Origin of the sequence: Brevibacillus sp. NSP2.1, assembly GCF_000470975.2 — a bacterium.
Taxonomy (GTDB): domain Bacteria; phylum Bacillota; class Bacilli; order Brevibacillales; family Brevibacillaceae; genus Brevibacillus; species Brevibacillus agri.
Map to the genome: position 1 here is coordinate 2,277,871 of NZ_CP048274.1, position 23,367 is coordinate 2,301,237.

23 protein-coding genes are annotated in these 23,367 nt (G+C 55.0%); 20 read left to right on the forward strand and 3 right to left on the reverse strand.

From position 1 onward, the window contains the following. Positions 1 to 137 precede the first annotated feature (137 nt). Both ku and M655_RS11460 read right to left on the reverse strand, forming a co-directional pair. Positions 138 to 1,106: a non-homologous end joining protein Ku gene (gene ku, locus M655_RS11455; RefSeq protein WP_005834374.1), complete on the reverse strand. Its 969-nt coding sequence runs from the start codon at positions 1,104 to 1,106 to the stop codon at positions 138 to 140. Between the two features lie 244 nt (positions 1,107 to 1,350). Continuing rightward, positions 1,351 to 1,494 carry a hypothetical protein gene (locus M655_RS11460; protein ID WP_005834373.1) on the reverse strand — a complete coding sequence of 48 codons (144 nt, stop codon included), beginning with the start codon at positions 1,492 to 1,494 and terminating at the stop codon, positions 1,351 to 1,353. Between the two features lie 401 nt (positions 1,495 to 1,895). Here M655_RS11460 and rsmD point away from each other — a divergent pair, with 401 nt between their 5' ends. Further along, positions 1,896 to 2,462: a 16S rRNA (guanine(966)-N(2))-methyltransferase RsmD gene (gene rsmD / locus M655_RS11465; protein WP_005834371.1), complete on the forward strand. Its 567-nt coding sequence runs from the start codon at positions 1,896 to 1,898 to the stop codon at positions 2,460 to 2,462. Between the two features lie 29 nt (positions 2,463 to 2,491). Continuing rightward, positions 2,492 to 2,974: a pantetheine-phosphate adenylyltransferase gene (coaD, locus tag M655_RS11470; protein ID WP_005834369.1), complete on the forward strand. Its 483-nt coding sequence runs from the start codon at positions 2,492 to 2,494 to the stop codon at positions 2,972 to 2,974. Positions 2,975 to 2,990: 16 nt separating this feature from the next. On the opposite strand, the gene spoVV is transcribed toward coaD, so the two are convergent. After that, positions 2,991 to 4,223: a dipicolinic acid transporter SpoVV gene (gene spoVV, locus M655_RS11475; protein WP_026557334.1), complete on the reverse strand. Its 1,233-nt coding sequence runs from the start codon at positions 4,221 to 4,223 to the stop codon at positions 2,991 to 2,993. 135 nt (positions 4,224 to 4,358) lie between these two features. Here spoVV and M655_RS11480 point away from each other — a divergent pair, with 135 nt between their 5' ends. From M655_RS11480 to smc, 18 genes are all read left to right on the forward strand, one after another. Continuing rightward, positions 4,359 to 5,153: a patatin-like phospholipase family protein gene (locus tag M655_RS11480; protein WP_005834363.1), complete on the forward strand. Its 795-nt coding sequence runs from the start codon at positions 4,359 to 4,361 to the stop codon at positions 5,151 to 5,153. Further along, positions 5,150 to 6,217 carry a SepM family pheromone-processing serine protease gene (locus M655_RS11485; protein WP_026557333.1) on the forward strand — a complete coding sequence of 356 codons (1,068 nt, stop codon included), beginning with the start codon at positions 5,150 to 5,152 and terminating at the stop codon, positions 6,215 to 6,217. Before M655_RS11480 ends, M655_RS11485 begins: the two co-directional genes overlap by 4 nt. Before the next feature lie 84 nt (positions 6,218 to 6,301). After that, positions 6,302 to 6,820: a YceD family protein gene (locus M655_RS11490; RefSeq protein WP_005834359.1), complete on the forward strand. Its 519-nt coding sequence runs from the start codon at positions 6,302 to 6,304 to the stop codon at positions 6,818 to 6,820. A gap of 138 nt (positions 6,821 to 6,958) precedes the next feature. Then, positions 6,959 to 7,129: a 50S ribosomal protein L32 gene (gene rpmF, locus M655_RS11495; protein WP_005834357.1), complete on the forward strand. Its 171-nt coding sequence runs from the start codon at positions 6,959 to 6,961 to the stop codon at positions 7,127 to 7,129. A gap of 153 nt (positions 7,130 to 7,282) precedes the next feature. Then, positions 7,283 to 8,044, forward strand: a complete 762-nt coding sequence (locus tag M655_RS11500) for a DeoR/GlpR family DNA-binding transcription regulator (protein WP_005834353.1) — start codon at positions 7,283 to 7,285, stop codon at positions 8,042 to 8,044. A 299-nt stretch (positions 8,045 to 8,343) separates the two neighbouring features. Beyond that, a complete protein-coding gene (locus M655_RS11505; protein ID WP_221843694.1) occupies positions 8,344 to 9,630 on the forward strand; it encodes an IS110 family RNA-guided transposase in 1,287 nt (428 codons plus the stop codon). 407 nt (positions 9,631 to 10,037) lie between these two features. Beyond that, the gene (locus M655_RS11510; RefSeq protein ID WP_005834352.1) at positions 10,038 to 10,817 is read left to right on the forward strand and encodes an ABC transporter permease; all 780 of its coding nucleotides are present in this window, start codon (positions 10,038 to 10,040) and stop codon (positions 10,815 to 10,817) included. Between the two features lie 4 nt (positions 10,818 to 10,821). Beyond that, complete coding sequence (locus M655_RS11515; protein WP_007777713.1) at positions 10,822 to 11,610, forward strand: ABC transporter permease; 789 nt, start codon at positions 10,822 to 10,824, stop codon at positions 11,608 to 11,610. Between the two features lie 12 nt (positions 11,611 to 11,622). Further along, positions 11,623 to 12,594, forward strand: a complete 972-nt coding sequence (locus tag M655_RS11520; protein ID WP_026557332.1) for an ABC transporter ATP-binding protein — start codon at positions 11,623 to 11,625, stop codon at positions 12,592 to 12,594. Between the two features lie 120 nt (positions 12,595 to 12,714). Further along, positions 12,715 to 13,299 (forward strand): transcription factor FapR, encoded by a 585-nt coding sequence (fapR, locus tag M655_RS11525; protein WP_005834346.1) that lies wholly within the window; start codon positions 12,715 to 12,717, stop codon positions 13,297 to 13,299. 20 nt (positions 13,300 to 13,319) lie between these two features. Next, a complete protein-coding gene (gene plsX / locus M655_RS11530) occupies positions 13,320 to 14,327 on the forward strand; it encodes a phosphate acyltransferase PlsX (protein WP_026557331.1) in 1,008 nt (335 codons plus the stop codon). A 5-nt stretch (positions 14,328 to 14,332) separates the two neighbouring features. Beyond that, positions 14,333 to 15,352, forward strand: a complete 1,020-nt coding sequence (locus M655_RS11535) for a beta-ketoacyl-ACP synthase III (RefSeq protein WP_005834342.1) — start codon at positions 14,333 to 14,335, stop codon at positions 15,350 to 15,352. Beyond that, on the forward strand, positions 15,352 to 16,302 hold the full coding sequence (gene fabD, locus M655_RS11540) for an ACP S-malonyltransferase (protein WP_005834340.1): 951 nt from the start codon (positions 15,352 to 15,354) through the stop codon (positions 16,300 to 16,302). Before M655_RS11535 ends, fabD begins: the two co-directional genes overlap by 1 nt. Beyond that, positions 16,296 to 17,036 (forward strand): 3-oxoacyl-[acyl-carrier-protein] reductase, encoded by a 741-nt coding sequence (gene fabG, locus M655_RS11545; protein WP_005834339.1) that lies wholly within the window; start codon positions 16,296 to 16,298, stop codon positions 17,034 to 17,036. Before fabD ends, fabG begins: the two co-directional genes overlap by 7 nt. 53 nt (positions 17,037 to 17,089) lie before the next feature. Continuing rightward, positions 17,090 to 17,323 (forward strand): acyl carrier protein, encoded by a 234-nt coding sequence (acpP, locus tag M655_RS11550; protein WP_005834336.1) that lies wholly within the window; start codon positions 17,090 to 17,092, stop codon positions 17,321 to 17,323. A 133-nt stretch (positions 17,324 to 17,456) separates the two neighbouring features. Further along, positions 17,457 to 18,698 (forward strand): beta-ketoacyl-ACP synthase II, encoded by a 1,242-nt coding sequence (fabF, locus tag M655_RS11555; protein ID WP_005834333.1) that lies wholly within the window; start codon positions 17,457 to 17,459, stop codon positions 18,696 to 18,698. A gap of 54 nt (positions 18,699 to 18,752) precedes the next feature. Then, positions 18,753 to 19,439 carry a ribonuclease III gene (rnc, locus tag M655_RS11560; protein ID WP_005834331.1) on the forward strand — a complete coding sequence of 229 codons (687 nt, stop codon included), beginning with the start codon at positions 18,753 to 18,755 and terminating at the stop codon, positions 19,437 to 19,439. A 276-nt stretch (positions 19,440 to 19,715) separates the two neighbouring features. Continuing rightward, positions 19,716 to 23,288, forward strand: coding sequence for a chromosome segregation protein SMC (gene smc / locus M655_RS11565; RefSeq protein WP_026557330.1), 3,573 nt, complete (start codon positions 19,716 to 19,718; stop codon positions 23,286 to 23,288). The last annotated feature ends 79 nt before the right edge of the window (positions 23,289 to 23,367 follow it).

Genomic DNA, 23,367 nt, shown 5'->3' on the forward strand with positions numbered 1-23,367 from the left:
AAAACCTGTCCGCAAATGGGGCAGGTTTTTTTGCGCAGACGTTATCCGGTAAGGCTAAGGCGTCGCCAATGGCTGCGCGCAAGCCAAGTGTTCTGCTTATGGCTTCGCACCGCACCACCAACTGTTCCAACGCCGCTTTACACAGGAGTGGCTTTTTTGCGGCGAAGCGTTTTCGTTGTCGAGGTCGGACCGGGACTCGGTTTCCCCACCGCTTCTTTGGCAGGGGAGGTTGTCTTGTCCGCTTTCTCCGCAGAAGCGGCCCGTTTGCGCCCTGCTTTCGGCTTCGCGGCTGCCGGGGAAGGCTCCGGCGCAAGCTTCACGGGACTGCCCGTAGTGCCTGCTGTCGAGGCCAGGCTTTCCTTCAAAGCTTGCATCAGGTCGATCACATTCGTGCGCGCAACCGTCGGAGCGGTGGCGATCTCCTGGCCCTCCAGCTTTTTCTCGATCATTTTTTGCAACTCGACGCGGTATTCGTCGGTGTACTTGGCGGGATCGAACGGAACGGTCATGTTGCCGATCAGCTCTGTCGCCATTTTCAGTTCGTTTTCCGCGAGCGGGACAGTAGCCTCCGGCAAGGCGGGCACTTGACTGACCGGGCGCACCTCGTCCGGGTAAAAAATCGTTTCCAGCATGATGCAATGCTCGTACAGCCGAATGACGGCGAGACTTTGCCGATTGCGCATCGTCACCTGGGCGACGGCGATCTTTCCGGTCTGCTCCATGGCGGCGCGCAGCAGCGCATACGCCTTTTCTCCCGTATCTTGCGGAGACAGGAAGTAGCTTTTGTCAAAGTAAACCGGGTCGATCTCCGACAAGTCCACGAAGTCGAGAATTTCAATGGCGCGGCGCGTCTCGGGCGTGATCGCCTCCAGGTCTTCGTCGTTAATCATGACAAAATGGCCTTTTTCGTACTCGTACCCGCGGACGATTTCGCTCGGTTCCACTTCCCGCTGGCAATGCGGGCACATTTTGGCGTATTTGATCGGGGTGTTGCATTCCTTGTGCAGTTGGCGAAAGCGAATGTCCCGTTCCTCTGTTGCCGTAAACATGCGGACGGGTATATTGACCAGGCCGAAGCTGATTGAGCCTTTCCAGACGGTGTGCATATGATTCCTCCAGTACGGACTGTTTTTGCGTGGCTGCGACTGTTTTTGTTTATTGTTTGTAGCCGACAAGCGGATGCCGCGAGGGAAATGCAGGCGGGGAAACATTGTCATCGTCGCCAGCCGGCATGGAAATAGCGAAGAACTGTAAACGTAGACAAAAAAACTGCACCTCCAACTGTTAGGTGTATCTAACAATCGGGTGCAGTTCAGATGTAGCGACTGGCTTTTTTAGCTTGTGTTCGCGTTATTGGCCGTGCTTGATAATGTCGGACTGGTCCGCGCGCGACTGCATTTCCCGCGCTTGCTCGACGCCTGTTCCGGTACGGTCGGCAATGGACTGGGCCTTGGACGCTTTCAGCTTTTGCGCGGACGGTTGTTTTTCTGCCATGTCGATTCCCCCTTTTGGAATAGGTGCAAGTAGTATGCTCCCCCTGCGGGCAAAAAAATACCCCCTCGCCAAAAGACGATGGGGCAGCGGTTCAACTCCTCCCGCGCGGGGAGCGTCGGCACGGAATGCTCCTATCAGACACGCCGTGCGCCAAAGTGAACTGCCTTTCAATTATGGGAGAGGAGAAACCGGAGGAAGAGCTTATGGGGAAACGTAAGTCTTCTCCGCGGTTGTCAGCGACACCGTTGCGTCGCTATCCATCATGTTTTCCAATCTTTGTGCATTCTATACGCGCAATCCGCCATAAATTTTCCAGTTGCCAATTTTACGGGGGTAGGCAGTTGTGATAGTATGATATCAGCTTTTATCCCTTATAACTTCTTTGAACAGGTGAAATCATTATGCGCGTCATCGCGGGAGAACACAGAGGTAGAAAACTGGCCGCCGTCCCAGGTAGCGGGACGCGGCCGACGACCGACAAGGTTAAGGAATCGATTTTTAACATGATCGGCCCGTATTTTGACGGGGGCTGGGCATTGGATTTGTACGCCGGAACAGGCAGCCTGGGCATCGAGGCGCTGAGCCGGGGAGCGGACAAGGCTGTCTTTGTCGAGCGGGATGCAAAAGCGTTCGCCGTCGTCAAGCAAAATGTCAGCGCCTGCCGACTGGACGAGTACGCCGAGCTTTACCGCATGGATGCGGAGCGGGCGATCCGGCAGTTGGCCAAGCGCGCCCAGCCGTTCGAGCTCGTTTTTCTCGACCCTCCGTACGCGAAGCAACGAATCGTGGAAGAGATCGAGCAACTGCAAGCGCTCGGCCTGCTCGCAGAAGGCGCCTGGATCGTGGCGGAGCACGACAGCAAAGACGCTTTTCCCGATGCGATCGGCGATTGCGTCAAGGATCGGCAAGCGACCTACGGCGATACGGCTGTCACCTTGTATTATTACGATCCGCAAAAGGAAGCGTAAGCACCAGCACACGAAAAGGAGGAAACAAAATGGCGATCGCCGTTTGCTCGGGAAGCTTTGACCCTGTGACCTACGGACATCTCGATATTATCAGTCGGGGGGCCAAGGTGTTTGACAAAGTAATCGTAGCCGTTTTGATTAATTCCAAAAAAAATTCCCTGTTCAGCGTGGACGAGCGCGTCGAGATGCTTCGCCAGGTGACAGCGGACATGGACAATGTGGAGATCGACTCGTTTGACGGTCTGTTGATAGACTACATGAACAGGCGCGGAGCCAAAGTCATCATTCGCGGTCTGCGCGCCGTCTCCGACTTTGAATACGAGATGCAGGTTGCCTCGATCAACAAGAAGCTCGACGACCAGATCGAGACGTTTTTTATGATGACCAGCAACCAGTACTCGTATTTAAGCTCCAGCATCGTGAAGGAAGTGGCGAGATACAAGGCGAGTGTTGCCGATCTCGTGCCGCCAGCCGTCGAAGAGGCGCTCAAGCGAAAAATGGCCCAGTTGTAAACGGGAAAGAAGCCGTTTATCTCGTCTTGCCGCTTTGAACATAGCGGGCCAGCAAGCTGATCGCAAACAGCAGGACAGCTACGCCGACTGCGAGCGTGCCGGAAAAAGCGATCGTCTCCCACCAACTCGTAACGGGGATTCCCGCTGTGGTCGGCATGAAGACGGGAACGCTTTTTTCCAGAAACCACGTACTGACCTTGACCAGCGGCTGCCAGAAGACAAACGTCAAAATCGCCGCCAACACGGCGTGCAGGGCACGGGCGATGAAATAAGGCGCTACGCGAATATCGGTTTCGCTGAGAATGCTCGCCACTTGCGCATGGACGCTCAGGCCGCCCCAGGAAAGCACGGCGCTGGCGATGGCCGCCTTCCAGACCATGGAGACGCCGTCAGGTACGACGCTGGCTGCTTGCGCGCCCAGCGTGACCTCGAACAGCCCGGCGATGATCGCCTGGGAAAAGGCAGGCGGAAAGCCGAAGGGGCCGAGAAAGATGGCGAGCAGCGTGCTAATCATCTGCGTCAGGTGAATGGCGGCAAACAGTTGGATCAAGACGGAAAAGACGATGATAAAGCCGCCGATCATGAACAGCGTGTTCAGCGCGGACTGCACGGCATCGCCCATCAGCTTGCCGAACGGCCGCCCGTCGCGGATTCGCGCGCGGTGCATCGCTTGCAGCGCCCGAAGCGGCAGCGGCAGGCTCGTTTTTTCCAATGGCTTCGAGACGGCGGCAAACGGAGCGTGGAAGCGGGAAACAAGCCCCATGATGATTGCCGACAAATAGTGGGTCAAGGCCAGGACGATCCCCATTTGTTCGCTGTGAAAAAAGCCGATGGCGACCGCTCCCATGACAAACAGCGGATCGCCCGTCGTCGTAAACGATACGAGCCGCTCTCCTTCGGCTTTCGACACGCTGCCCTGCTGGCGCAAGCGGGTCGTCAGCTTGGCGGCCACCGGATACCCCGAGGAAAAGCCCATGGCGAGCACGAAGCCGCCTGTGCCGGGGACGTTGAACAAAGGGCGCATCAACGGTTCGAGCAGCACGCCGACAAAGTGGACCACCCCCAGTCCCATCAATACTTCGGAGAGGACGATAAACGGGAGGGTAGAGGGAAAGACGACTTCCCACCAGATTTTGAGTCCGCGGACGGCAGCTTCAAACGAAATTTGCGAATAAATCACCAAAGTCAGGACGAGCGCGACAGTCGAGAGGGCAAGCAACAGGGTGAAAATCGGTGAGTGGCGTGACATGGAATCCTCCTGTGTCGACGAAAAGATCATAGTACATGTCTACGTGGCAGCGGGATGATCTATGCGTGAGCTTGTATCTTTCCAGTGTGAAAGGAACGGGGAGTGGCCACATAGGCTGTTACAGGAGGTGTTTGCATGACGGCGAAGCGAAAGCCAATCGTGGGAGTGGCGCTAGGCTCAGGCGGAGCCCGCGGTTTTGCGCACATTGGCGTCTTGAAAGCATTGGAGGCGCACGGTGTCGAGATCGACATGCTCGCGGGAAGCAGCATGGGAAGTTTGATCGCGGCGGTGTATGCGAACGGGATCGAGCCGCACATGATGGGAAAACTGGCGCAAAACCTCAAGCGCAAGCACTGGCTTGACTTGACTGTACCGAGCATGGGTTTTGTGGCGGGAGAAAAAATCAAGCAACTGATTAAACTGCTCACCCACGGCAAGCGGATGGAGGAGCTGCAAAAGCCACTGGCGATCGTGGCGACAGATATCGAATCGGGCGAGCGGGTCGTTTTTCGCGAAGGGCCGATCGATCAGGCGGTCAGGGCGAGCATTTCCATTCCGGGCATTTTTGTTCCGGAAAAGGTAGGCGGGCGGCTTCTCGTCGACGGAGGAGTCATCGACCGCGTGCCGGTGACGGTGTTAAAAGACATGGGAGCAGACATCGTCATTGCCGTCGACGTCGCGCAGGTCGATACGCCGATGAAAGTGAGCAGCATTTTTGATGTCATCGCGCAGACGATCGATGTCATGGAACGAGAAATTTTGCGCCATCGGATCATCGCGGCAGACATCGTAATCCGCCCGGATGTTGGACACTATAGCAGTATCGCCTACTCTGGCGTGGAGGAAATTATCGAGCTGGGCGAACGCGAGGGTGCAGCACAGGCAGAGCGCATCCAGCAACTGATTGCGAACTGGGAGGAAAGCGGATGAGCGAGGAACAGCTTTATGGACAAAGACGCAGATCAAGAGCGGGCAGAGGCTTTAGCTGGGTTCTTGCCTTGATCGTTGCACTGGTAGGACTTTCTTTTTTTATCCCGACAAATTACTACGTGACCCGGCCAGGTTCGGCGATTGAGCTGGGGCCGATGATTGATGTGGAGGGCGGCAAAAAGGACGAGACAGGCGCGTTCATGCTCACCACCGTGCGGATGGGCGAGGCCAATCTGGCCTGGTACGTCTACGCCAACCTGTCTCCCGATGCGGAATTGATGCCAAAGGAGCTGGTCGTAAGCAAAGGCGAGGACAACGAAGACTTCGTCCGCCGCGAGCAGGCGGTGATGGACAATTCGCAAAAGATCGCCGAGGCCGTAGCTTTCCGCCTGGCAGGCTACGAGGTGAAGGTCGAGAAGGAAGGCGTCTGGGTGATGGGGACGCTGGACGGCCTGCCTGCCAAAAAAGTGCTGAAGATCGGCGACATCATCACGGCTGTCGACGGCGTTCGCACCGCCGAAGCCAAAGACCTGCTGCAAGCTCTCGCAAGCAAAAAGGCCGGCGATCAGGTGGAAATTACATACACGAGAGATGGACAAGAAGCCAAAACGGTGGTAACCTTGGTACCACTGCCGGAGTCAAAGTCCGTCGGGATCGGAGTGCGTCCTGACAACAAGCAGCAGATCGTCATACCGAAAAAAGTGACCATCGCGTCGCAGGGCATTGGCGGCCCGTCTGCCGGACTGATGATGGCGCTGGAAATTTTGGATCAGCTCGATACGGCGAAAGATTTGACAAAAGGCTATAAAATTGCCGGTACAGGCACCATTTCATTGGATGGGACAGTAGGCCGAATCGGCGGGATCAATCACAAGGTCATCGCAGCCGACAAGGCGGGGGCGGAGATTTTCTTCGCGCCTCAGGATACGCCTGATGCAACCTCCAATTATCAGGAAGCCCTGGCTACCGCCAAACGGATCGGAACCTCCATGCAGATCGTTCCTGTCAAAAATGTTGCGGATGCCATTGCGTATCTGGATGGACGAAAACCGAAATCTTCCTGAGCAAACAAGCTGTCAAGGAAAAATGGTTGACAAAGCTTTTTGCACGGGCTATAATCATCCTTGTTGTGCATGAGGTGAAGTGCTATGAACATTAAGTTAGCAGAGTTGGAACACCGAAAAGGAGAGCCATTGCCGTTTCAGTTGACGCTCGACGCAGCGGAGCTGAAAAATCGCCATCAGGAAATTCGCGGGATTACGCCTGTGAACGCAGAGGGCGAGGCTGTACAGCTCGGCAATCTCTACTATGTAAAAGGCAGCATGAAGGCGGATGTCGATTTTGTGTGCGCCCGGTGCCTGAATCCTTTTACCCATCACGCAGCAGTCGACTTCTCCGAAACCTTTGCACTAGCGGATGATCCGGTGCTGGGCGAGGACGAAGACAGCGATATCCTGCCGCTGGAGGGCGACGAAATCGAGCTGACCGCTCTGTTGCAAGAGGACTTTTTGCTTGCGATGCCGACCTTCCCGTTGTGCGAGGAAGACTGCAAAGGATTGTGCCCGACTTGCGGAGTGAACCGCAACGAAGTGGCATGTAGCTGCAAGAATGAGCGGATCGACCCGCGCTTGGCCGGGTTGGCGGACTTTTTCAAGGACAGCAAGTAGTATTCTACCGTTTTCAAGGTGAGGCGCCGGTCTTCGGATGCAGCGTCTCATTTTTGAAGGATGGCATAAGCATTTTGCCTATACTATCCACCCAATAGAGCATCTTAGCATTTGTCAGTTGAAGGAGGTGTAAGGAAGATGGCAGTACCTCAACGGAGAACTTCCAAAACCCGTAAAAGAATGCGTCGTACGCACTTCAAATTAGAGATTCCAGGCATGATCAAATGCGATAATTGCAGCGAATACAAGCTTGCGCATCGTGTTTGCCCAAGCTGCGGTCACTACAAAGGTGTGAAAGTGGCAAAGTAAGCTTTGCTGCGTAAAAAGTGAGGTGAGCAATCACCTTGCTTTTTTTGTGCGCTCATTTCGCTTATCATTACTTATTAATACTTACATATATTGCTTAAAATGTGCAAATGACTTACAATGAAGGAGAAAGGCTGAGGATGGAGTGAAATCGTGATGTACCAAGAGGAACGTTTGGCCGCGATCTTGCAGTATTTGCAAGAGCATCAGCGCATCAGCGTGCAGGAGGTCGTGGAAAAGTTCTCCGTCTCCCGCGACACAGCGAGGCGTGACATCGTCAAGCTGGAGGAGCAGGGCGAGATTTTGCGCACGCGCGGCGGAGCGATTTTGCCCAGCTTGAGCAAAAAAAGCTATTCGCATCAGGAGCGGATGCAGCTCGACCTGTCGGGCAAGCGCCGGATTGCGCAGGCAGCAGCCCGCCTGATAAAAGACGGCGATTATTTGCTGCTCGACGCGTCGACGACCGTGCAACTGACGGTAGAATCGCTGCAGACGAAAGACCATGTCATCATCACGAACTCGCTCGCGACAGCCGCCAGTGTGGCGCGCAAGGATGGCGTGCTTGTGAAGCTGCTCGGCGGGGACGTCAACCCGGAGGATCAGTGCGTGCACGGCACCCGTACCATTGAAAACTTGGCGGATTACCATGTAGACAAGGTGCTGGTTGGCGCATGTGGACTCACGACGAGCGGCCTCGTCTCGACGAATGAAGATCACGGCTATCTCATTCGGGAAATGATTCAGCGGGCCGATCAGGTCATCATTCTCGCCGACCATACCAAGTTCGGGAAGAGCATGCTGTACCGCGTAGCCAGCCTGGAGCGAATCGACATGATCGTGACAGACCGCCAGCCTGGGCGGGAGATGGCAGAGGCGCTGGAAAAAAACGAAGTGGAAGTCATAGTCGCAAACGAGTAGGCGACGATTTTTCAAAGAGCGGATAGATTTCACCTGGCTGGCGTGAAGGGAAGCCCCGCGTGACAGCAGGTGGATTTATCAGGGAAGGTTCTTCTTGCGGGAAGAATCTTCTCTTTTTTGCTTGCAAGGACAAAGACGGCCTGCTATCCTAAAAATCCTGACTTTTCCACGAGGAGCCATTCCTGTAATGAAGAAATTTGAGCTTTGAAAGAAAAAAGCGCCTCCTGTATGCTGGGTCTTGGAATGGTCACATTCACACTGCCCTAATGAAAAGGAGGACGCTCTACATGAAGTATAAGCTGAAACAGAAACAGAATCAACGGATTACACGAATTACCGAAAAAACACTGGTTGTTGGCGCGGACATCGCCAAAAAGATTCATGTAGCTCGAGCCGTGGATTTCCGAGGCATTGAGCTTGGGAAAGAATGTGTGTTCCACAACGATCAGGAGGGGCTAACGAAACTGGCTGCGTGGATGAAGGAGCTTGGCCGGATACATGAGAAAACCGACATCGTATTTGGCATCGAGCCTACCGGACACTACTGGTTCCCGTTAGCGGCATTTTTGAAGGAGCAAGACATCAGGGTCGTCGTCGTGAATCCGCACCATGTGAACAAGAGCAAAGAACTTGAGGACAACTCGCAGACCAAGAGCGACTACAAGGATGCGAAGGTCATTGCCGACCTGATTCGGAGCGGGAAATATTCAGAGCCCAATTTGCCGACCAAGGAATATGCAGAGCTACGCATTCTGATGAATTTTCGGGAGAAGGTCATGGTGAGCTTGAATCAAGTGAAAGCTCGGATTACAAACTGGTTTGACCGCTACTTTCCGGAGTATCCACAAGTGTTTAAGGACTGGGAAGGCAAGGCATCACTGATGACCATGCGCCAGTTTCCCACTCCAGAGGAGATTGTCTCGATAGGCGCCAGAGGCGTTCTCACACATTGGAAGACGGAAATCAAGCGTGGGGTGGGCATCAAGAGAGCGGAGCAGCTCTATGCTGCCGCTACGGTCTCTATCGGGCTTACCGAGGGGCTGACAGCTGCCCGAATCGAGCTTGCCGCCTTGCTGCAGCAGTACGATCTGTACTGCAAGCAAGAAGAAAGCATTATGACGGAAGTCCTGCAGATTCTGGAGAAGATCCCCGGAACGAAGCAAATGCTGAGCATCCCAGGGATTGGCATTCTGACCGTCGCCGGCTTCTTGGCGGAGGTTGGCGATCTGAACAACTACGACCATGGACAGCAGATCATCCGTCTGGCTGGGCTGAATCTGACGGAGAACAGCTCTGGAAAACGTAAGGGAAAGACCGGAATCAGCAAGCGGGGGCGCTCTCGCCTAAGAGGCATCTTGTTCCGCTGCATGCTGCCGATGGTAGCCAAAAACAAAGAGTTTAAAGCGCTCCACGAGTATTATACAACGCGTAGTCAAAATCCGCTCAAGAAGAAGCAATCGATTATCGCCTTATGTGGAAAACTGGTTCGCGTCCTCTATGCACTGGGGACAAAGCAGAAAGAGTATAACGCAAACGAAGTATTGGGGCCGATTCGACAAGCCCAGCTACAACAAAGTGCTGCATAAAGCTTATCAACAAACCTGTCATCTCGCTTATTCACATGTGTACAACCATGACAACGGAAGCACCGGAGAAGCCGAAGAATTATAATCCATAAGGGCAACGACCCAGTCGAGGAGCTAGAATCGGCCTCCACCCCTTGAGAGGTAGAACGAAGGAATGTAAGGGCATAGACCCAGCGTGACATGGGAGGGTAAACCCCGAGGGCGGATGTGGAGATCCACTGTGCGATCATACCTTTTTATCCACAGTCTGGAAACTGGTGATTGCAGGCTCTATTCCCGCCACAGCCCTTACAGAAATATTTGTATCTCCTTCAATCTTCCGACAAGAGCTTTAAGATGTCAAAGTTAAAAAACAGAGAATGAGCGAGAAAACAGGAGAAAACATTACTTTATAGTGGGAGGAATTTATGGTCTACTGGCGGCTGATTCGCAAAAGCTATCGTCGCAATCTTCAGTATCGTCTCTCTCATCTGGTCAACAATGTGGCGAGCGCGGTTTTCGGGCTTGTTTTTATTGCCATCTGGATGGGGGTTTTGCGTGGCAAGCAAGTACACGGTCCGTACGATGCCACGACCATGGCCCATTACATCGCAATTTGCCAAAGTGTGCTCTGGGTCACGGCGTTTTTGTCTCCAGGCCTCCATGTCCAACTGGGCGTTCGCAGCGGGGCGGTAAGCCTGGACATGATTAAGCCCGTCCACTATTTGTGGTACACCTTGAGCCAGGAGTTTGGCAGGCTGCTCTACAACGCCTGTTATCGCAGTCTACCAATCGGCATTTTGCTCGGGCTTGCAGTCGGCTTCTACGTTCCTTCCCACCCGCTTACTTATCTCCTGTTTCCGCTCTCGCTGTTGCTCGCGGTGTACATCGCCATGCTCCTGTTTTATCTGGTCGGGATTTCTTCCTTTTGGACGACAGAGGTGCGCTGGTTGCACCTTATTTTGATGTCGCTGCTGTTCGGCTTTGGCGGACAGATGATTCCTGTCGATCTGTTGCCTGGCATCCTTGGGGAAGTCGCTCCGTTCTTGCCTTTTGCCGCGATGATTTACTATCCGGTCATGACCTGGCTGGAACTGGCTCCGGCGCACGGGATAGCCGTTCAAGTTTTTTGGGCGGTAGCGCTGACGGCGATCGCGCTGTTGGCGACCGGGCGAGCGAGAAGAAAACTGGAGATTCAAGGAGGGTAGAGAGGTGCTTGGACTTTATCGAAAACTAATCGCAGCCAGCATTCGCGCGCAAATGCAGTACAAAATGAATTTCATCACCAGCGCGGCTACGACCGGGATGATTATGGTGCTTGATTTCGTCGTTCTTTCCGCCATTTTGCACCGCTTTGACAACGTGGCGGGCTGGAACATTTATGAGGTCGGCATGCTGTACGGCATCTCGTCGACATCCGTATCGTTGTATCGGCTGTTTGCGCCAGAATTGCACGAATTTGAAAAGTACGTGGTGCACGGCGAGTTCGACCAGATGCTGATTCGTCCCGTCTCCCCGCTGATGCTTCTGCTCACGCGCAATCTGGACCTTTCGCGCATTGGCGGGGTGGTGCAGGGAGTGGCGGTGCTGGCTGTCTCGCTCGCCGGGCTTGCGGCAGAGGGCAGACCGATTGGGTGGCTCGCCCTGTTTTCGCCTGTGGCGATCATGTCGGGCGGCGTCATTTATTTTTCCATGGCCTTGGCTTCGGCGGCGCTGTCTTTTTGGACGCACCAAATGAAAGACATGCTGACTTTCACCATTTACGCTCCGGCCAACGCCTCCAACTATCCAATCTCGCTCTATCCGGGCTGGCTGAAGTGGCTGTTTTTCTCGGCGCTCCCGATCGCCTACATGAACTACTTGCCGATGCTGACCTTGCTTGGAAAAGGGGGCGGCTGGTACTACCCGCTTGCAGCACCCGTCGCGGCGACAGTGGCGCTGCTATTGGCGAGAGCCTTCTGGAATACGGGGATTCGGCACTATCACAGTACGGGAAGCTAAGGAGGTTGTAACATGATTGAAACAGCGCATATCAGCAAATCGTTTTTTCTGACTCCGCCCAAAGAAGGTCCGTTCGCTTCGCTGCGTTCTCTGTTTTCCCGCGAGCAGCGCGAAGTCAAGGCGGTGGACGACATTTCCTTTTCGATCGAGGCGGGAGAGTTCGTCGGCTACATCGGTCCGAACGGCGCGGGGAAATCGACCACGATCAAGATGCTCTCCGGCATTTTGCATCCGAGTCAGGGGGAAATTCGCATTGACGGCTACAGTCCGCAAAAAGACAGAATCCAGGTCGCTTCGCGCATCGGCGTCGTGTTCGGACAGCGTACACAGTTGTGGTGGGACTTGCCTGTCAAAGACTCGTTTGAAATTTTACAGGCGATGTACAAGATCGACGACCGGGCCTATCGGCGCGCGATGGCGATGTACCAGGAGCTTTTGGACTTGCACGAGTTTTTGGACACGCCTGTGCGCAAGTTGTCTTTGGGACAGCGAATGAGAGCGGACCTCGCTGCGGCCCTTTTGCACGATCCGCCCGTTTTGTTCCTGGATGAGCCGACAATCGGCCTGGACGTGGTTGCGAAGACGCGGATTCGCGCGTTTTTGAAAGAAGTCAACGAGACGCAAAAAAAGACGATTTTGCTCACGACGCACGACATGGACGATATTGAGCAGTTGTGCAAGCGGATTATCGTCATCCATCACGGGAAAAAGATGATGGATACGAGCCTGGACGACATGCGCCGCCAAATTGGCCTGCCCAGCTTGATTCAGGTCGAATATCGCCAGCCCCCGCACCTGGAGGCGGAACTGCCGGGGATTGAGCGGATGGAGCTTGCAGGCAATGTGTTGTCCATTCATTTTGACAAAGGCAAAATTTCTTCGCCGCGCATTCTCGCCGCAGTCGCGAACTGGGGCGAGCCGCTGGACATCCAAATGAAGGAACCCGGGATCGAGGAAATCATTCGGCTGATGTACCGCGAGTGAGAGCCACATTTTCAAGAACTTTACTTGTAATTGCCGACGTTCTCCCTTATACTGTTTTGGTACCTGGTATTAAAAACAGCTCGCAATCATACATATCCGAATGAGAATCTTGCTAGGGGGGTGTTTCGCATCGCCCGCTTGCCAAAAAAAGATCGCCAGACGCGCTTGGTGCAGTCGCTGGCGGATAATCCATTTGCGACGGACGAAGATCTGGCTGAGCTATTTCATGTCAGCATTCAAACGATACGTTTAGACCGATTGGAGCTTGGGATTCCCGAGCTGCGCGAGCGGATCAAATCGGTTGCCGAAAAGAGTCTCGATCCCGTAAAATCGCTGGGGATCGATGAGGTGATCGGCGAGATTATCGACTTGCAGCTCGATTCCCAAGCCATTTCCGTACTGGAAATAAAAGAAGAGCATGTTTTTTCGAAGACGCAGATTGCCAGGGGGCACTATATTTTTGCCCAGGCCAACTCGTTGGCAGTAGCAGTCATTAATGCAGATGTGGCGTTGACCGCAACCGCCCGAATCCGCTTCGTGCGGCCTGTGCGCATCGGCGAAAAGCTGGTGGCAAAAGCGCTGGTGCGCAGCCGGAACGGCGACGAATGCAAAGTGCGCGTTGAGACCAAGGTTCAGGGAGAATTGGTCTTTACCGCGACGTTTCGGGTTGTAGAAATGTCAGGGACACAAAATCGGCATGGATGAGAGGTAAGGAGGAGACACGGTTGCGAATTGCAGTTGATGCGATGGGCGGCGATAACGCACCGCGAAGTACAGTTTTAGGGGCGCTTGCTGCCATCAAGGAAAACCCGGCCATTACCGTTGTACTGGTGGGAGATGAACAGGCCATTCGGAACCACTTGCCGCACGACTTGCCGGCAAACATCGAGATCGTTCCTACTACGGAAGTGATTTTGCCAGATGATGAACCGGTTCGAGCTGTACGTCGCAAGAAAAATTCTTCGCTTGTCGTAGCAGTCGAGATGGCACGCGAAAAAATCGTGGATGCAGCGATCTCTGCAGGTAATACAGGTGCGCTCATGACGGCGGGGTTGCTCTATGCAGGCCGCATGGAGGGGATTGAACGTCCCGCTCTGGCCGCCTTTATCCCGAATGTACTGGGCCGCGTCACGCTTACGCTCGACGTCGGCGCCAACATGGATGCGAAGCCGCATCACCTGCTGCAATATGCGGTGATGGGCAGTCTGTACGCAGAAAAAGTGCTGGGCTTTGAAAATCCGAAAGTGGGACTCCTCAACGTAGGGACAGAGGAAGGAAAAGGAAACGAGCTGACCAAAGCCGTCTTCCCGCTTCTGTCCCAGGCAGACCTGAATTTTGTCGGCAACGTGGAAGCGCGTGACGTCATGCAAGGGGCATGCGATGTGCTCGTTTGCGACGGCTTTGTCGGCAACGTGCTGCTGAAAGCGGTAGAGGGCGCGGCCTCCACAATCTTTTCGCTGTTGAAGCAGGAGTTTACTTCCAGTCTGATTAATAAAGTAGGAGCGGCCATTTTAAAGCCGGGACTCGTGCGCTTCAAGAACAAAATGGACTATGCGGAATACGGGGGAGCGCCGTTGTTGGGCCTGAAAAGTCCTGTCATCAAGGCACACGGCTCCTCTGACGAGCGAGCGATGAAAAACGCGATTGCCAGCGCAGCCCGCTTCGTGCGGCAAGATGTAAACGAAGTCATTGCGCAGGCGCTACAGAAAAATATAACGGGAGAAAGCGAGTGAGGCAGATGGACAAAAAGCGTTCAGTAGGCATTTTGGCTACAGGTTCCTATACACCTGACAGAGTGCTTAGCAACTTCGATCTGGAAAAAATGGTGGAAACGACAGATGAGTGGATTGTTTCCCGCACCGGAATCCGGGAACGTCGCATTTGCTCGGCTGAGCAAGCTTCCTCCGATCTTGCTTATGAAGCTGCGAAAAAAGCGCTGGAGCGAGCCAACATCAGCGCAGAGCAGCTCGACATGATTATCGTGGCAACAGTGACGCCTGATATGATGTTCCCGTCGACTGCCTGCATCCTGCAGGAAAAGCTGGGAGCAAAACGTGCAGCGGCGCTTGACGTATCGGCTGCCTGCACAGGCTTTTTGTACGGCATCACGACAGCGGCGCAGTTCATTGCCAACGGACTTTACAAATACGTGCTGGTCGTCGGGGTAGAGACGCTGTCCAAAATTACGAACTACAAAGACCGCAACACATGTGTGCTGTTCGGGGATGGCGCAGGTGCCGCTGTGATCGGCGAAGTGCGGGAAGGCTTTGGCTTCCAGTCGTTTGAGCTTGGCGCAGACGGCGCAGGCGGAGAGTTGCTGTGCCTGCCTGCGGGCGGCTCGCGCATCCCGGCTTCGAGCGAGTCGGTCGAAAACAACCTGCACTATCTCTCGATGGCAGGCGGCGAAGTCTTCAAATTCGCGGTGCGCGTGATGAACTCCGCGACAGAAGCGGTATTGTCCAAAGCGGGAGTCGAGCGGGAAAACATCGACCTTTTGGTGCCGCACCAGGCGAACAAGCGGATTATCGACTCTGCCGTGCAACGCTTCGGCTTGTCTGAGGACAAAGTGGCGATCAACCTCGACCGTTACGGAAACATGTCTTCTGCGTCGATTCCGGTTGCGCTGGACGAAGCGATCGCGGCGGGACGGGTAAAAGAAGGCGACAACGTCATTCTCGTAGGTTTCGGCGGGGGCTTGACCTGGGGAGCAACGCTTCTGAAATGGTCGACCACGCCAGCGGAAGGGAGCGGACAGTAGTGGGGAAAGTAGCATTTGTTTTTCCGGGCCAAGGCTCGCAATTCGTAGGGATGGGGCAGACGCTTTCCGAGCAGTCGGAAGCAGCCCGCCGCATTTTTGAAACGGCAGATGCCGCGCTCGGCTTTTCGCTCTCCGGTCTGTGCTTTGCAGGCCCGGAAGAAGAGTTGAAGCTGACGGCGAACACGCAGCCGGCGATTTTGACGGCGAGCGTCGCTGTGCTTGCAGCCTTGAAAGAAAAGTTGCCGGATTACACGCCTGATTTCGTGGCGGGCCACAGTCTGGGTGAATATTCGGCGCTGGTGGCAGCAGGTGCGCTGTCTTTTGCCGATGCGGTCAAAGTCGTTCGGGCACGCGGCCAATTCATGGAAGAAGCCGTTCCGGCAGGCCAGGGCGCGATGGCAGCGGTCTTGAACATGGAGCGCGCAGCCCTGCAAGCCGTGTGCGAGGAAGTAACCGCTTCCGGGCATCCGGTTCAGCCAGCGAACATGAACTGCCCGGGGCAGATCGTCATCTCCGGCTCGGCCGAAGGCGTCAAGCTGGCGGGCGAAAAGGCCAAGGCAGCAGGAGCGAAGCGTGTGCTCCCGCTGAACGTGAGCGGACCGTTCCACTCCAGCCTGATGCAGCCAGCCGCAGACAAATTGCAGGCGGTGCTTGCAGGCGTCACAGTCCAGGAAGCGAGCGTCCCGGTCGTGGCAAACGTGACGGCACGCCCTGTTACCGAAGCGGCAACGATCGTCGAGCAGCTTGTGCAGCAAGTATCGGCTCCGGTTTTGTGGGAGGATTCGGTACAGTGGATGGTCGAAGCGGGCGTGACTACGTTCGTGGAGATCGGACCAGGCAAAGTGCTTGCGGGACTGATTAAAAAAATCGCGCCAGCCGATACGACGATCATTTCGGTCCAGGACATGGAATCCTTGACTGAGCTTTTGAACGGAGGGGTACTATGCTAACAGGAAAAACAGCGCTTGTGACAGGAGCCTCCCGCGGGATTGGCCGTGCGATTGCACTCAAGCTGGCCGAAGCAGGAGCGAATGTCGTGGTGAACTACGCAGGAAGCGAAGCCGCAGCAGCCGAGACCGTTGCCAAAGTCAAGGAGCTGGGCCGCGATGCGATCATGGTTCGCGCCAACGTTTCTTCGGCCGAGGAAGTGGGCGATATGTTCAAGGCCGCGCTCGACCATTTCGGTTCGATCGACATTCTCGTCAACAACGCCGGGATTACCCGCGACAATTTGCTGATGCGCATGAAGGAAGAAGAGTGGGATGACGTCATTGCCACCAACTTGAAAGGCGTGTTCAACTGTCTGAAAGCCGCGACTCGTCCGATGATGAAGCAACGCTCGGGCAAGATCATCAACATTACGTCCGTGGTCGGCGTGCTCGGCAATGCGGGGCAAGCTAACTACGTGGCGGCAAAAGCGGGCGTCATCGGCCTGACCAAGACAGCCGCGCGCGAGCTGGCGAGCCGCGGCATCACCGTGAACGCGGTAGCGCCTGGATTTATTGATACAGAAATGACAGCCGTGCTGCCGGAGGATGTAAAAGCTGGCCTTATCAGCCAGATTCCGCTGGCTCGTCTCGGCCAGACAGAGGACATTGCGTCCGTCGTTCTGTTCCTTGCTTCTGACGCAGCCAATTACATGACAGGCCAAACTTTGCATGTGGATGGCGGCATGTATATGTAAACTGGTTTTTTGAAAGCTCATCTACTATAATACGGGAGAGGGGGTGAAGCAAGATGGCAGATACATTGGAGCGCGTGAAGAAAATCATCGTCGATCGTCTGGGTGTAGATGAGTCCAAGATTACTTTGGAAGCTTCTTTCAAAGAAGACCTGGGCGCTGACTCCCTGGATGTAGTGGAACTCGTAATGGAACTCGAAGACGAGTTTGATTTAGAGATTTCTGACGAAGATGCTGAAAAGATCACTTCTGTTGGTGAGGTTGTAAAATACATAGAATCTCACAAGTAGATCCATCAGTTGGAAGTCCCGTACCATACGGGACTTCTCCTTCAATTGCCGCCGAATACATACCAGGAAGTTACGTTAGGCATGAAGTGTACGCAAGAAACTGACTGCTGACTTTCATATAGAGGTGATCGCAATGAAACGAAGAGTGGTGATTACTGGCGTTGGTGTCGTCTCCCCGGTGGGAAATGACGCGCAGACCTTCTGGAACAGTTTGCTGGAAGGAAAATCAGGCATTGACCGCCTGACTGCTTTCGACGCTACGGATTATCCGACGCAGATCGCGGGCGAAGTGAAAGACTTCAACCCTGAGCTGTACATGGACAAAAAAGAAATACGACGTACAGACCGATTCGTTCAGTTTGGATTGGCTGCTGCCAAAATGGCGGTAGAGGATGCGAAACTGGAAATCACGCCAGAAAATGCGGAACGAGTGGGTGTATACATCGGGTCCGGAATTGGCGGGCTGTCTACATGGGAAGAGCAGCATTCCGTGCTGTTGGAAAAAGGGCCACGCCGCGTGAGTCCGTTCTTCATTCCGATGCTGATTGCCAACATGGCCTCCGGTGCAGTATCCATTCAATACGGAGCAAAAGGACCGACTTCCAGCGCGATTACCGCATGTGCGACAGGGACAAACGCAATCGGGGATGCTCTGCGTTTGATCCAGTTCGATCATGCGGATGTGATGATCGCAGGCGGTGCAGAAGCGACAATTCGTCCGATGGCGTTTGCGGGCTTTTGTTCGGCTAAAGCGATGTCCACGCGCAACGACGAGCCGCAAAAGGCGAGCCGTCCGTTTGACAAAGATCGCGATGGCTTCGTCATGGGCGAAGGGGCGGGCGTCCTGATCCTCGAAGAGCTGGAGCACGCGAAAAAACGCGGCGCGAACATCATCGCGGAAGTGATCGGCTACGGCATGAGCGCGGATGCCCATCACATCACTTCTCCGTCGCCAGGTGGCGAAGGGGCTGCGCGCTGCATGAAAAATGCGCTGCGTGACGCAGGCATTGATCCGACAGAGGTGGGCTACATCAACGCACACGGAACCTCTACGGATCAGGGCGACATCGCCGAGACGCAGGCGATTAAAGAAGTGTTTGGCGAACACGCTTACAAGCTGGCTGTCAGCTCGACCAAGTCGATGACAGGCCACTTGCTCGGAGCGACAGGCGGCATCGAGGCAATCGCGACTGCTTTTGCCCTGCGCGATCAGGTGCTTCCTCCTACGATCAACCTGGAAAACCCTGATCCGGAATGTGATCTCGACTATGTTCCTAACCATGCGCGCAAGGCGACCGTCCATGTGGCTGTTTCCAACACGTTTGGATTCGGCGGTCATAATGCAACGGTGATCCTGAAGCGATACGAAGCATAAATGAGCCCTACTGAGAGAAAAAGTAGGCAGTCTCCTGGAATGGTGGTGAGGGTGATGAATTTTGCACAGCTGCAAGAGAAGATAGGCTTTCGCTTTCACGATGAGAGCGTTCTGCGGCAGGCATTCACCCATTCTTCCTACGTGAACGAGCAACGCGGCAAACGAATATCAGACAACGAACGGCTGGAGTTTTTGGGAGATGCTGTGCTTGAGTTGACTGTTTCCCAGTTTTTATACAAAACTTTTCCGAAGATGAGCGAAGGCGAAATGACGAAGCTGCGGGCAGCGATTGTCTGTGAGCCTTCTCTGGTTAAATTTGCTGAACTGCTGAATTTTGGCGATCTCGTTTTGCTGGGAAAAGGGGAAGAGTTGACTGGCGGACGTCAGCGACCTGCCTTGCTAGCGGACGTATTTGAAGCTTTTGTTGGTGCCCTCTATCTGGATCAGGGCCTGGATGCCGTATTTTCCTTCATGGAAAAATACGTCTACCCCAGAATCGACAAGGGAGAGTTTGCCCAGGTAACAGACTTCAAGAGCCAGTTGCAGGAATTTGTTCAACAGGACAATCTGGGAGACATCCAGTATCGCATTGTAGAAGAAAAAGGACCAGCTCACAATCGAGAGTTCGTATCGGAAGTGCTTTTGAACAATCGTTCGCTTGGCATTGGCTCGGGCCGTTCCAAAAAGGAAGCGGAACAGCAGGCAGCCGCGCGGGCGCTGGTAAAGCTGGGGGAGAAATAAAGGCTCGGAAAAAGGGAGCTGCATCATCTGCGGGCGCAGGTGGTGTAGCTTTCTTTGTTCCCGCTTGGAAAAGCCGGGAAAATACTGCGTGATGACAGCTTTCTGTGATACACTTATTTCGATATGACCACGAAGGCTCGCAGTGGAGTAGCTCCTGTCTGATACAGGGGCTCTTTTCGGGTACCATCCGATTCATGCCGTGCGCCTCTTTGTCCGCTTGCGGACGGCCGTGCGTCACGGGCAGATTAGGTTGGTTTGGTAAGGAGGACCGTAAGTATGTATTTGAAACGCCTGGAGCTGGCAGGATTCAAATCGTTTGCCGACAGGACGGAATTGGAGTTCGTACCAGGAGTGACAGCGGTAGTCGGTCCGAACGGAAGCGGCAAGAGCAACGTTTCCGACTCGATCCGCTGGGTGCTCGGAGAACAGAGTGCCAAGTCGCTGCGCGGAGCGAAGATGGAGGACATTATTTTCGCGGGCAGCGACAAGCGCAAGCCAGTGAACTTTGCCGAAGTGACGCTCACCTTGGACAATACGGATCGTTCCCTCGACGTGGAATATTCGGAGGTTTCCATCACGCGCAGAGTCTACCGCTCCGGTGACAGTGAGTATTACATAAACAACAGATCATGCCGCTTGAAGGACATTATGGAGCTGTTCATGGATACGGGGCTGGGAAAAGAAGCGTACTCCATTATCGGCCAGGGAAAAATCGAAGAAATTCTCAGCACGAAGTCGGAAGATCGCCGCGGCATTTTTGAAGAAGCGGCGGGCATCGTCAAGTACAAGACCCGCAAGCGCGAGGCGGAGAAAAAGCTCGATGACACCGAGCAAAACCTCATCCGCATCCACGATATCGTCAGCGAAATTACCGAACAGATCGGACCGCTGCAGGAGCAGGCAGAGACGGCGAAGACGTACAAAGAGCTGCACCGCAAGCTGGTCGAGCACGAAGTCGCGCTGTACGTGCAGCAGATCGAGGCGGCCCACAGCAAATGGGAGGCCGCGACGCAGCGCGTGCAGGAGCTTCGCGAGCTTTTGATGAGGCAGACGACGGAAGCGGCCAAGCACGAAGCCGATCTGGAGCAGGCCCGTTTTTCGGTCACGCAAATCGACCAGTCGATCGAGGAACTGCAACACGTTCTCTTGACGGTGAGCGAGGAGACGGAAAAGGTAGAAGGCCAGCGCGAAGTATTGCGCGAGCGGATGCGCAATTTGAGCGCCAATCGCCAGCAGACGATGGAGCAGATGCACAGGCTGACAGAGAAGCAGCACGCGCTGGAAGCGGAGCTTGCCGAAGAGCAGGAGCGCGCCAAGGAAGCCGATCGGCGGATGGCGGAAGCCCATGCATCGTTGCAGGAGGCTGAAGGGCAGTTTTTCTCCATGGTGCAGTCGTTGACAGACGATGTGGAACGGTTGAAAGGCGATTATTTTGAAAAGCTGAACGAAATGGCCAACCTGCGCAACGAAATCCGCCATCAGCAGCAGCTTGTGCAGACATCGCAGGCGCGCGTCGACCGCCAACTGGCCGGCAAGGAACAGTTGGAGCTGGAAGAGGTGCAGCGCCAGGTGAGAATGGCCGAGCTGCAGGAGCAACTGACCCAGATCGATCAGACCATTCAGGATACGGTTACCCGCTACAAGCAGTTGATGGACGGCCTGCGCGATGGACAAGCGCGCATGGAACAGGTGCGTCGGGAGCTGCGCCAGTCCGAGCAAAAAAGAGAAGCGGCGAAGTCCCGCCTGGACCTCATCAAAGAGATGCAGTCCGAATTTGCCGGATTCCAGCAAGGGGTAAAAGAAATTCTCAAGGCACGCGAGCGGGGCTTCAAAGGCATCCACGGCGCGGTCGCCGAGCTGGTCGTCGTGCCGCAGCAGTACGAAACGGCGATGGAGGTCGCCTTGGGCGGGGCGCTGCAAAACGTCGTCGTCGATAACGAGGCGGCAGGGCGAGCCGCGATTGCTTATTTGAAGCAGCACAATGCAGGCCGCGCCACCTTTTTGCCGCTGGATGTCATCCGGCCGCGCACCTTGCAGGCAAACGACCGTCAGCAGTTGGCAAAAGAAAGCGGCGTTGTCGGGATCGCCAGCGAGCTGGTTTCGTTTGAGGAAGCGTACCGCCCGATTTTGGAGAGCATGCTCGGCAACGTCATCGTGACGGAAAAGCTGGAGCAGGCAAACCGCGTCGCCCGCACGCTCGGCTATCGCTACCGCGTCGTGACGCTCGAAGGCGATATCGTCAACGCGGGCGGTTCGATGACAGGGGGCGCCCTGAAGAAAAACAGCGCCAACCTGCTCGGCCGCAACCGTCAGGCAGAAGAGCTCGAAGCGCAAATGCGCGAAATCGAAGAGGCAATTTCTGGACATACTACCGTAATGGAGCAACTGGCCGAACAGCTTCGCCGTATGGAAGAAGAACAGGAAGCGCTCCGCTCGGAAGGCGAAGCGCTGCGGTTGAAGGAGCAGGAAGTCAAGGGCCTCTTGCAGCAAACCGAAGCAGAGGGACGTTCGCTGGGCGAGCGGGCCAAGCTGGTAGAGCAAGATATTGCCGCCTACCAGAAAGAGATGGAAGAAGCGTTGCGCAAAGAGGAGCAGCTTCAAGCGGACTTGGCCGTCCTGGAGCAAGAAGAGCAAAAGCTGAGCGAGCTGATCGCCGAAGCCGAGGCCAAGCGCCAGGAGCAGTTGGAATCCAAGGAAGAAATGAACCAGAAAATTACCAGCCTGAAAGTGCTGAATGCCCAGGTGAAACAGGAACACCAGTCCCGCCTGGAGCAGACGGAGCGCCTGCTCGAACAAAAAAGCTTGCTCCAGCGCGAATGGGAAGAGCAAAACGCGAACCTCGCCGCACTCGACGAGTTGGAGCGCACGAACGAATCGTCCGGGCTTGAGCTCGATCAGCGCATCGCCGAGCTGCGTCAGGACAAGGAACGGGTAGCCGGACTGATTGCCGAACGCCGCAACGAGCGGGCGACGCTTTTCCACAAGCAGGAGCAGGTGGAAGTGCAGGTAAAAGAAATTCGCCGCGAGGTCAAAGCGCTGGAAGAGAAGCTCCATCAGGAGGAAGTCAAGGTCAACCGCGGCGAGGTGGAGCTTGACCACCTGTTGAATAAACTCTCCGAAGAATACGAAATGAGCTACGATCTGGCGAAGCAAAAATACCCGCCGCGCGGTGAGTTGCAAGCGGAGACGCAAATCGTCGCCCAGCTCAAAAAGCAAATTGCCGCACTCGGCACGGTCAACCTCGGGGCGATTGAGGAATACGAGCGCTTGTCTGAGCGCCAGCAGTTTTTAAGCGCGCAGGAAGCCGATTTGAATGAAGCAAAAGACATGCTCTACCAGGTGATTCAGGAGATGGACGCAGAGATGTCGCGCCGCTTCAAGGAGACGTTTGAGGCGATCTCCGAGCAGTTCCGCGACGTGTTTGTGCAGTTGTTCGGCGGGGGACGGGCCGATTTGCTCTTGTCCAATCCGGACAATCTGCTCGAAACCGGGATCGACATCGTGGCGCAGCCGCCGGGCAAAAAGCTGCAAAATCTGGCTCTGCTCTCCGGGGGCGAGCGCGCGCTGACCGCGATGGCTCTGCTCTTTGCCATCCTGCGCGTCAAGCCTGTGCCATTTTGCGTGCTTGACGAAGTGGAGGCGGCATTGGATGAGGCAAACGTCAACCGCTTCGCCGAGTACATGCAGCAGTTCAGCAGCCAGACGCAGTTCATTTGCGTGACGCACCGCAAAGGCACGATGGAGAGCGCAGACGTTTTGTACGGGATCACGATGCAGGAGGGCGGCGTGTCCAAGCTGGTCTCGGTCAAGCTGGAGGACAGCGACAAATTCGTCGAGTCTGCCTCGTAATTCGCCGCAGCATCGTCAGTGCCCGCAAGCAATAGAAACGAGCATACAGCCGAAGCTCGACTTCATGCGAGCTTTTGAC

Coding starts and splice junctions, on each gene's coding strand:
- ku (WP_005834374.1), bottom strand. CDS start 1,106: ATGCACACCGTCTGGAAAGGCTCAATCAGCTTCGGCCTGGTCAATATA.
- M655_RS11460 (WP_005834373.1), bottom strand. CDS start 1,494: ATGGCAGAAAAACAACCGTCCGCGCAAAAGCTGAAAGCGTCCAAGGCC.
- rsmD (WP_005834371.1), top strand. CDS start 1,896: ATGCGCGTCATCGCGGGAGAACACAGAGGTAGAAAACTGGCCGCCGTC.
- coaD (WP_005834369.1), top strand. CDS start 2,492: ATGGCGATCGCCGTTTGCTCGGGAAGCTTTGACCCTGTGACCTACGGA.
- spoVV (WP_026557334.1), bottom strand. CDS start 4,223: ATGTCACGCCACTCACCGATTTTCACCCTGTTGCTTGCCCTCTCGACT.
- M655_RS11480 (WP_005834363.1), top strand. CDS start 4,359: ATGACGGCGAAGCGAAAGCCAATCGTGGGAGTGGCGCTAGGCTCAGGC.
- M655_RS11485 (WP_026557333.1), top strand. CDS start 5,150: ATGAGCGAGGAACAGCTTTATGGACAAAGACGCAGATCAAGAGCGGGC.
- M655_RS11490 (WP_005834359.1), top strand. CDS start 6,302: ATGAACATTAAGTTAGCAGAGTTGGAACACCGAAAAGGAGAGCCATTG.
- rpmF (WP_005834357.1), top strand. CDS start 6,959: ATGGCAGTACCTCAACGGAGAACTTCCAAAACCCGTAAAAGAATGCGT.
- M655_RS11500 (WP_005834353.1), top strand. CDS start 7,283: ATGTACCAAGAGGAACGTTTGGCCGCGATCTTGCAGTATTTGCAAGAG.
- M655_RS11510 (WP_005834352.1), top strand. CDS start 10,038: ATGGTCTACTGGCGGCTGATTCGCAAAAGCTATCGTCGCAATCTTCAG.
- M655_RS11520 (WP_026557332.1), top strand. CDS start 11,623: ATGATTGAAACAGCGCATATCAGCAAATCGTTTTTTCTGACTCCGCCC.
- M655_RS11535 (WP_005834342.1), top strand. CDS start 14,333: ATGGACAAAAAGCGTTCAGTAGGCATTTTGGCTACAGGTTCCTATACA.
- fabG (WP_005834339.1), top strand. CDS start 16,296: ATGCTAACAGGAAAAACAGCGCTTGTGACAGGAGCCTCCCGCGGGATT.
- acpP (WP_005834336.1), top strand. CDS start 17,090: ATGGCAGATACATTGGAGCGCGTGAAGAAAATCATCGTCGATCGTCTG.
- fabF (WP_005834333.1), top strand. CDS start 17,457: ATGAAACGAAGAGTGGTGATTACTGGCGTTGGTGTCGTCTCCCCGGTG.
- rnc (WP_005834331.1), top strand. CDS start 18,753: ATGAATTTTGCACAGCTGCAAGAGAAGATAGGCTTTCGCTTTCACGAT.
- smc (WP_026557330.1), top strand. CDS start 19,716: ATGTATTTGAAACGCCTGGAGCTGGCAGGATTCAAATCGTTTGCCGAC.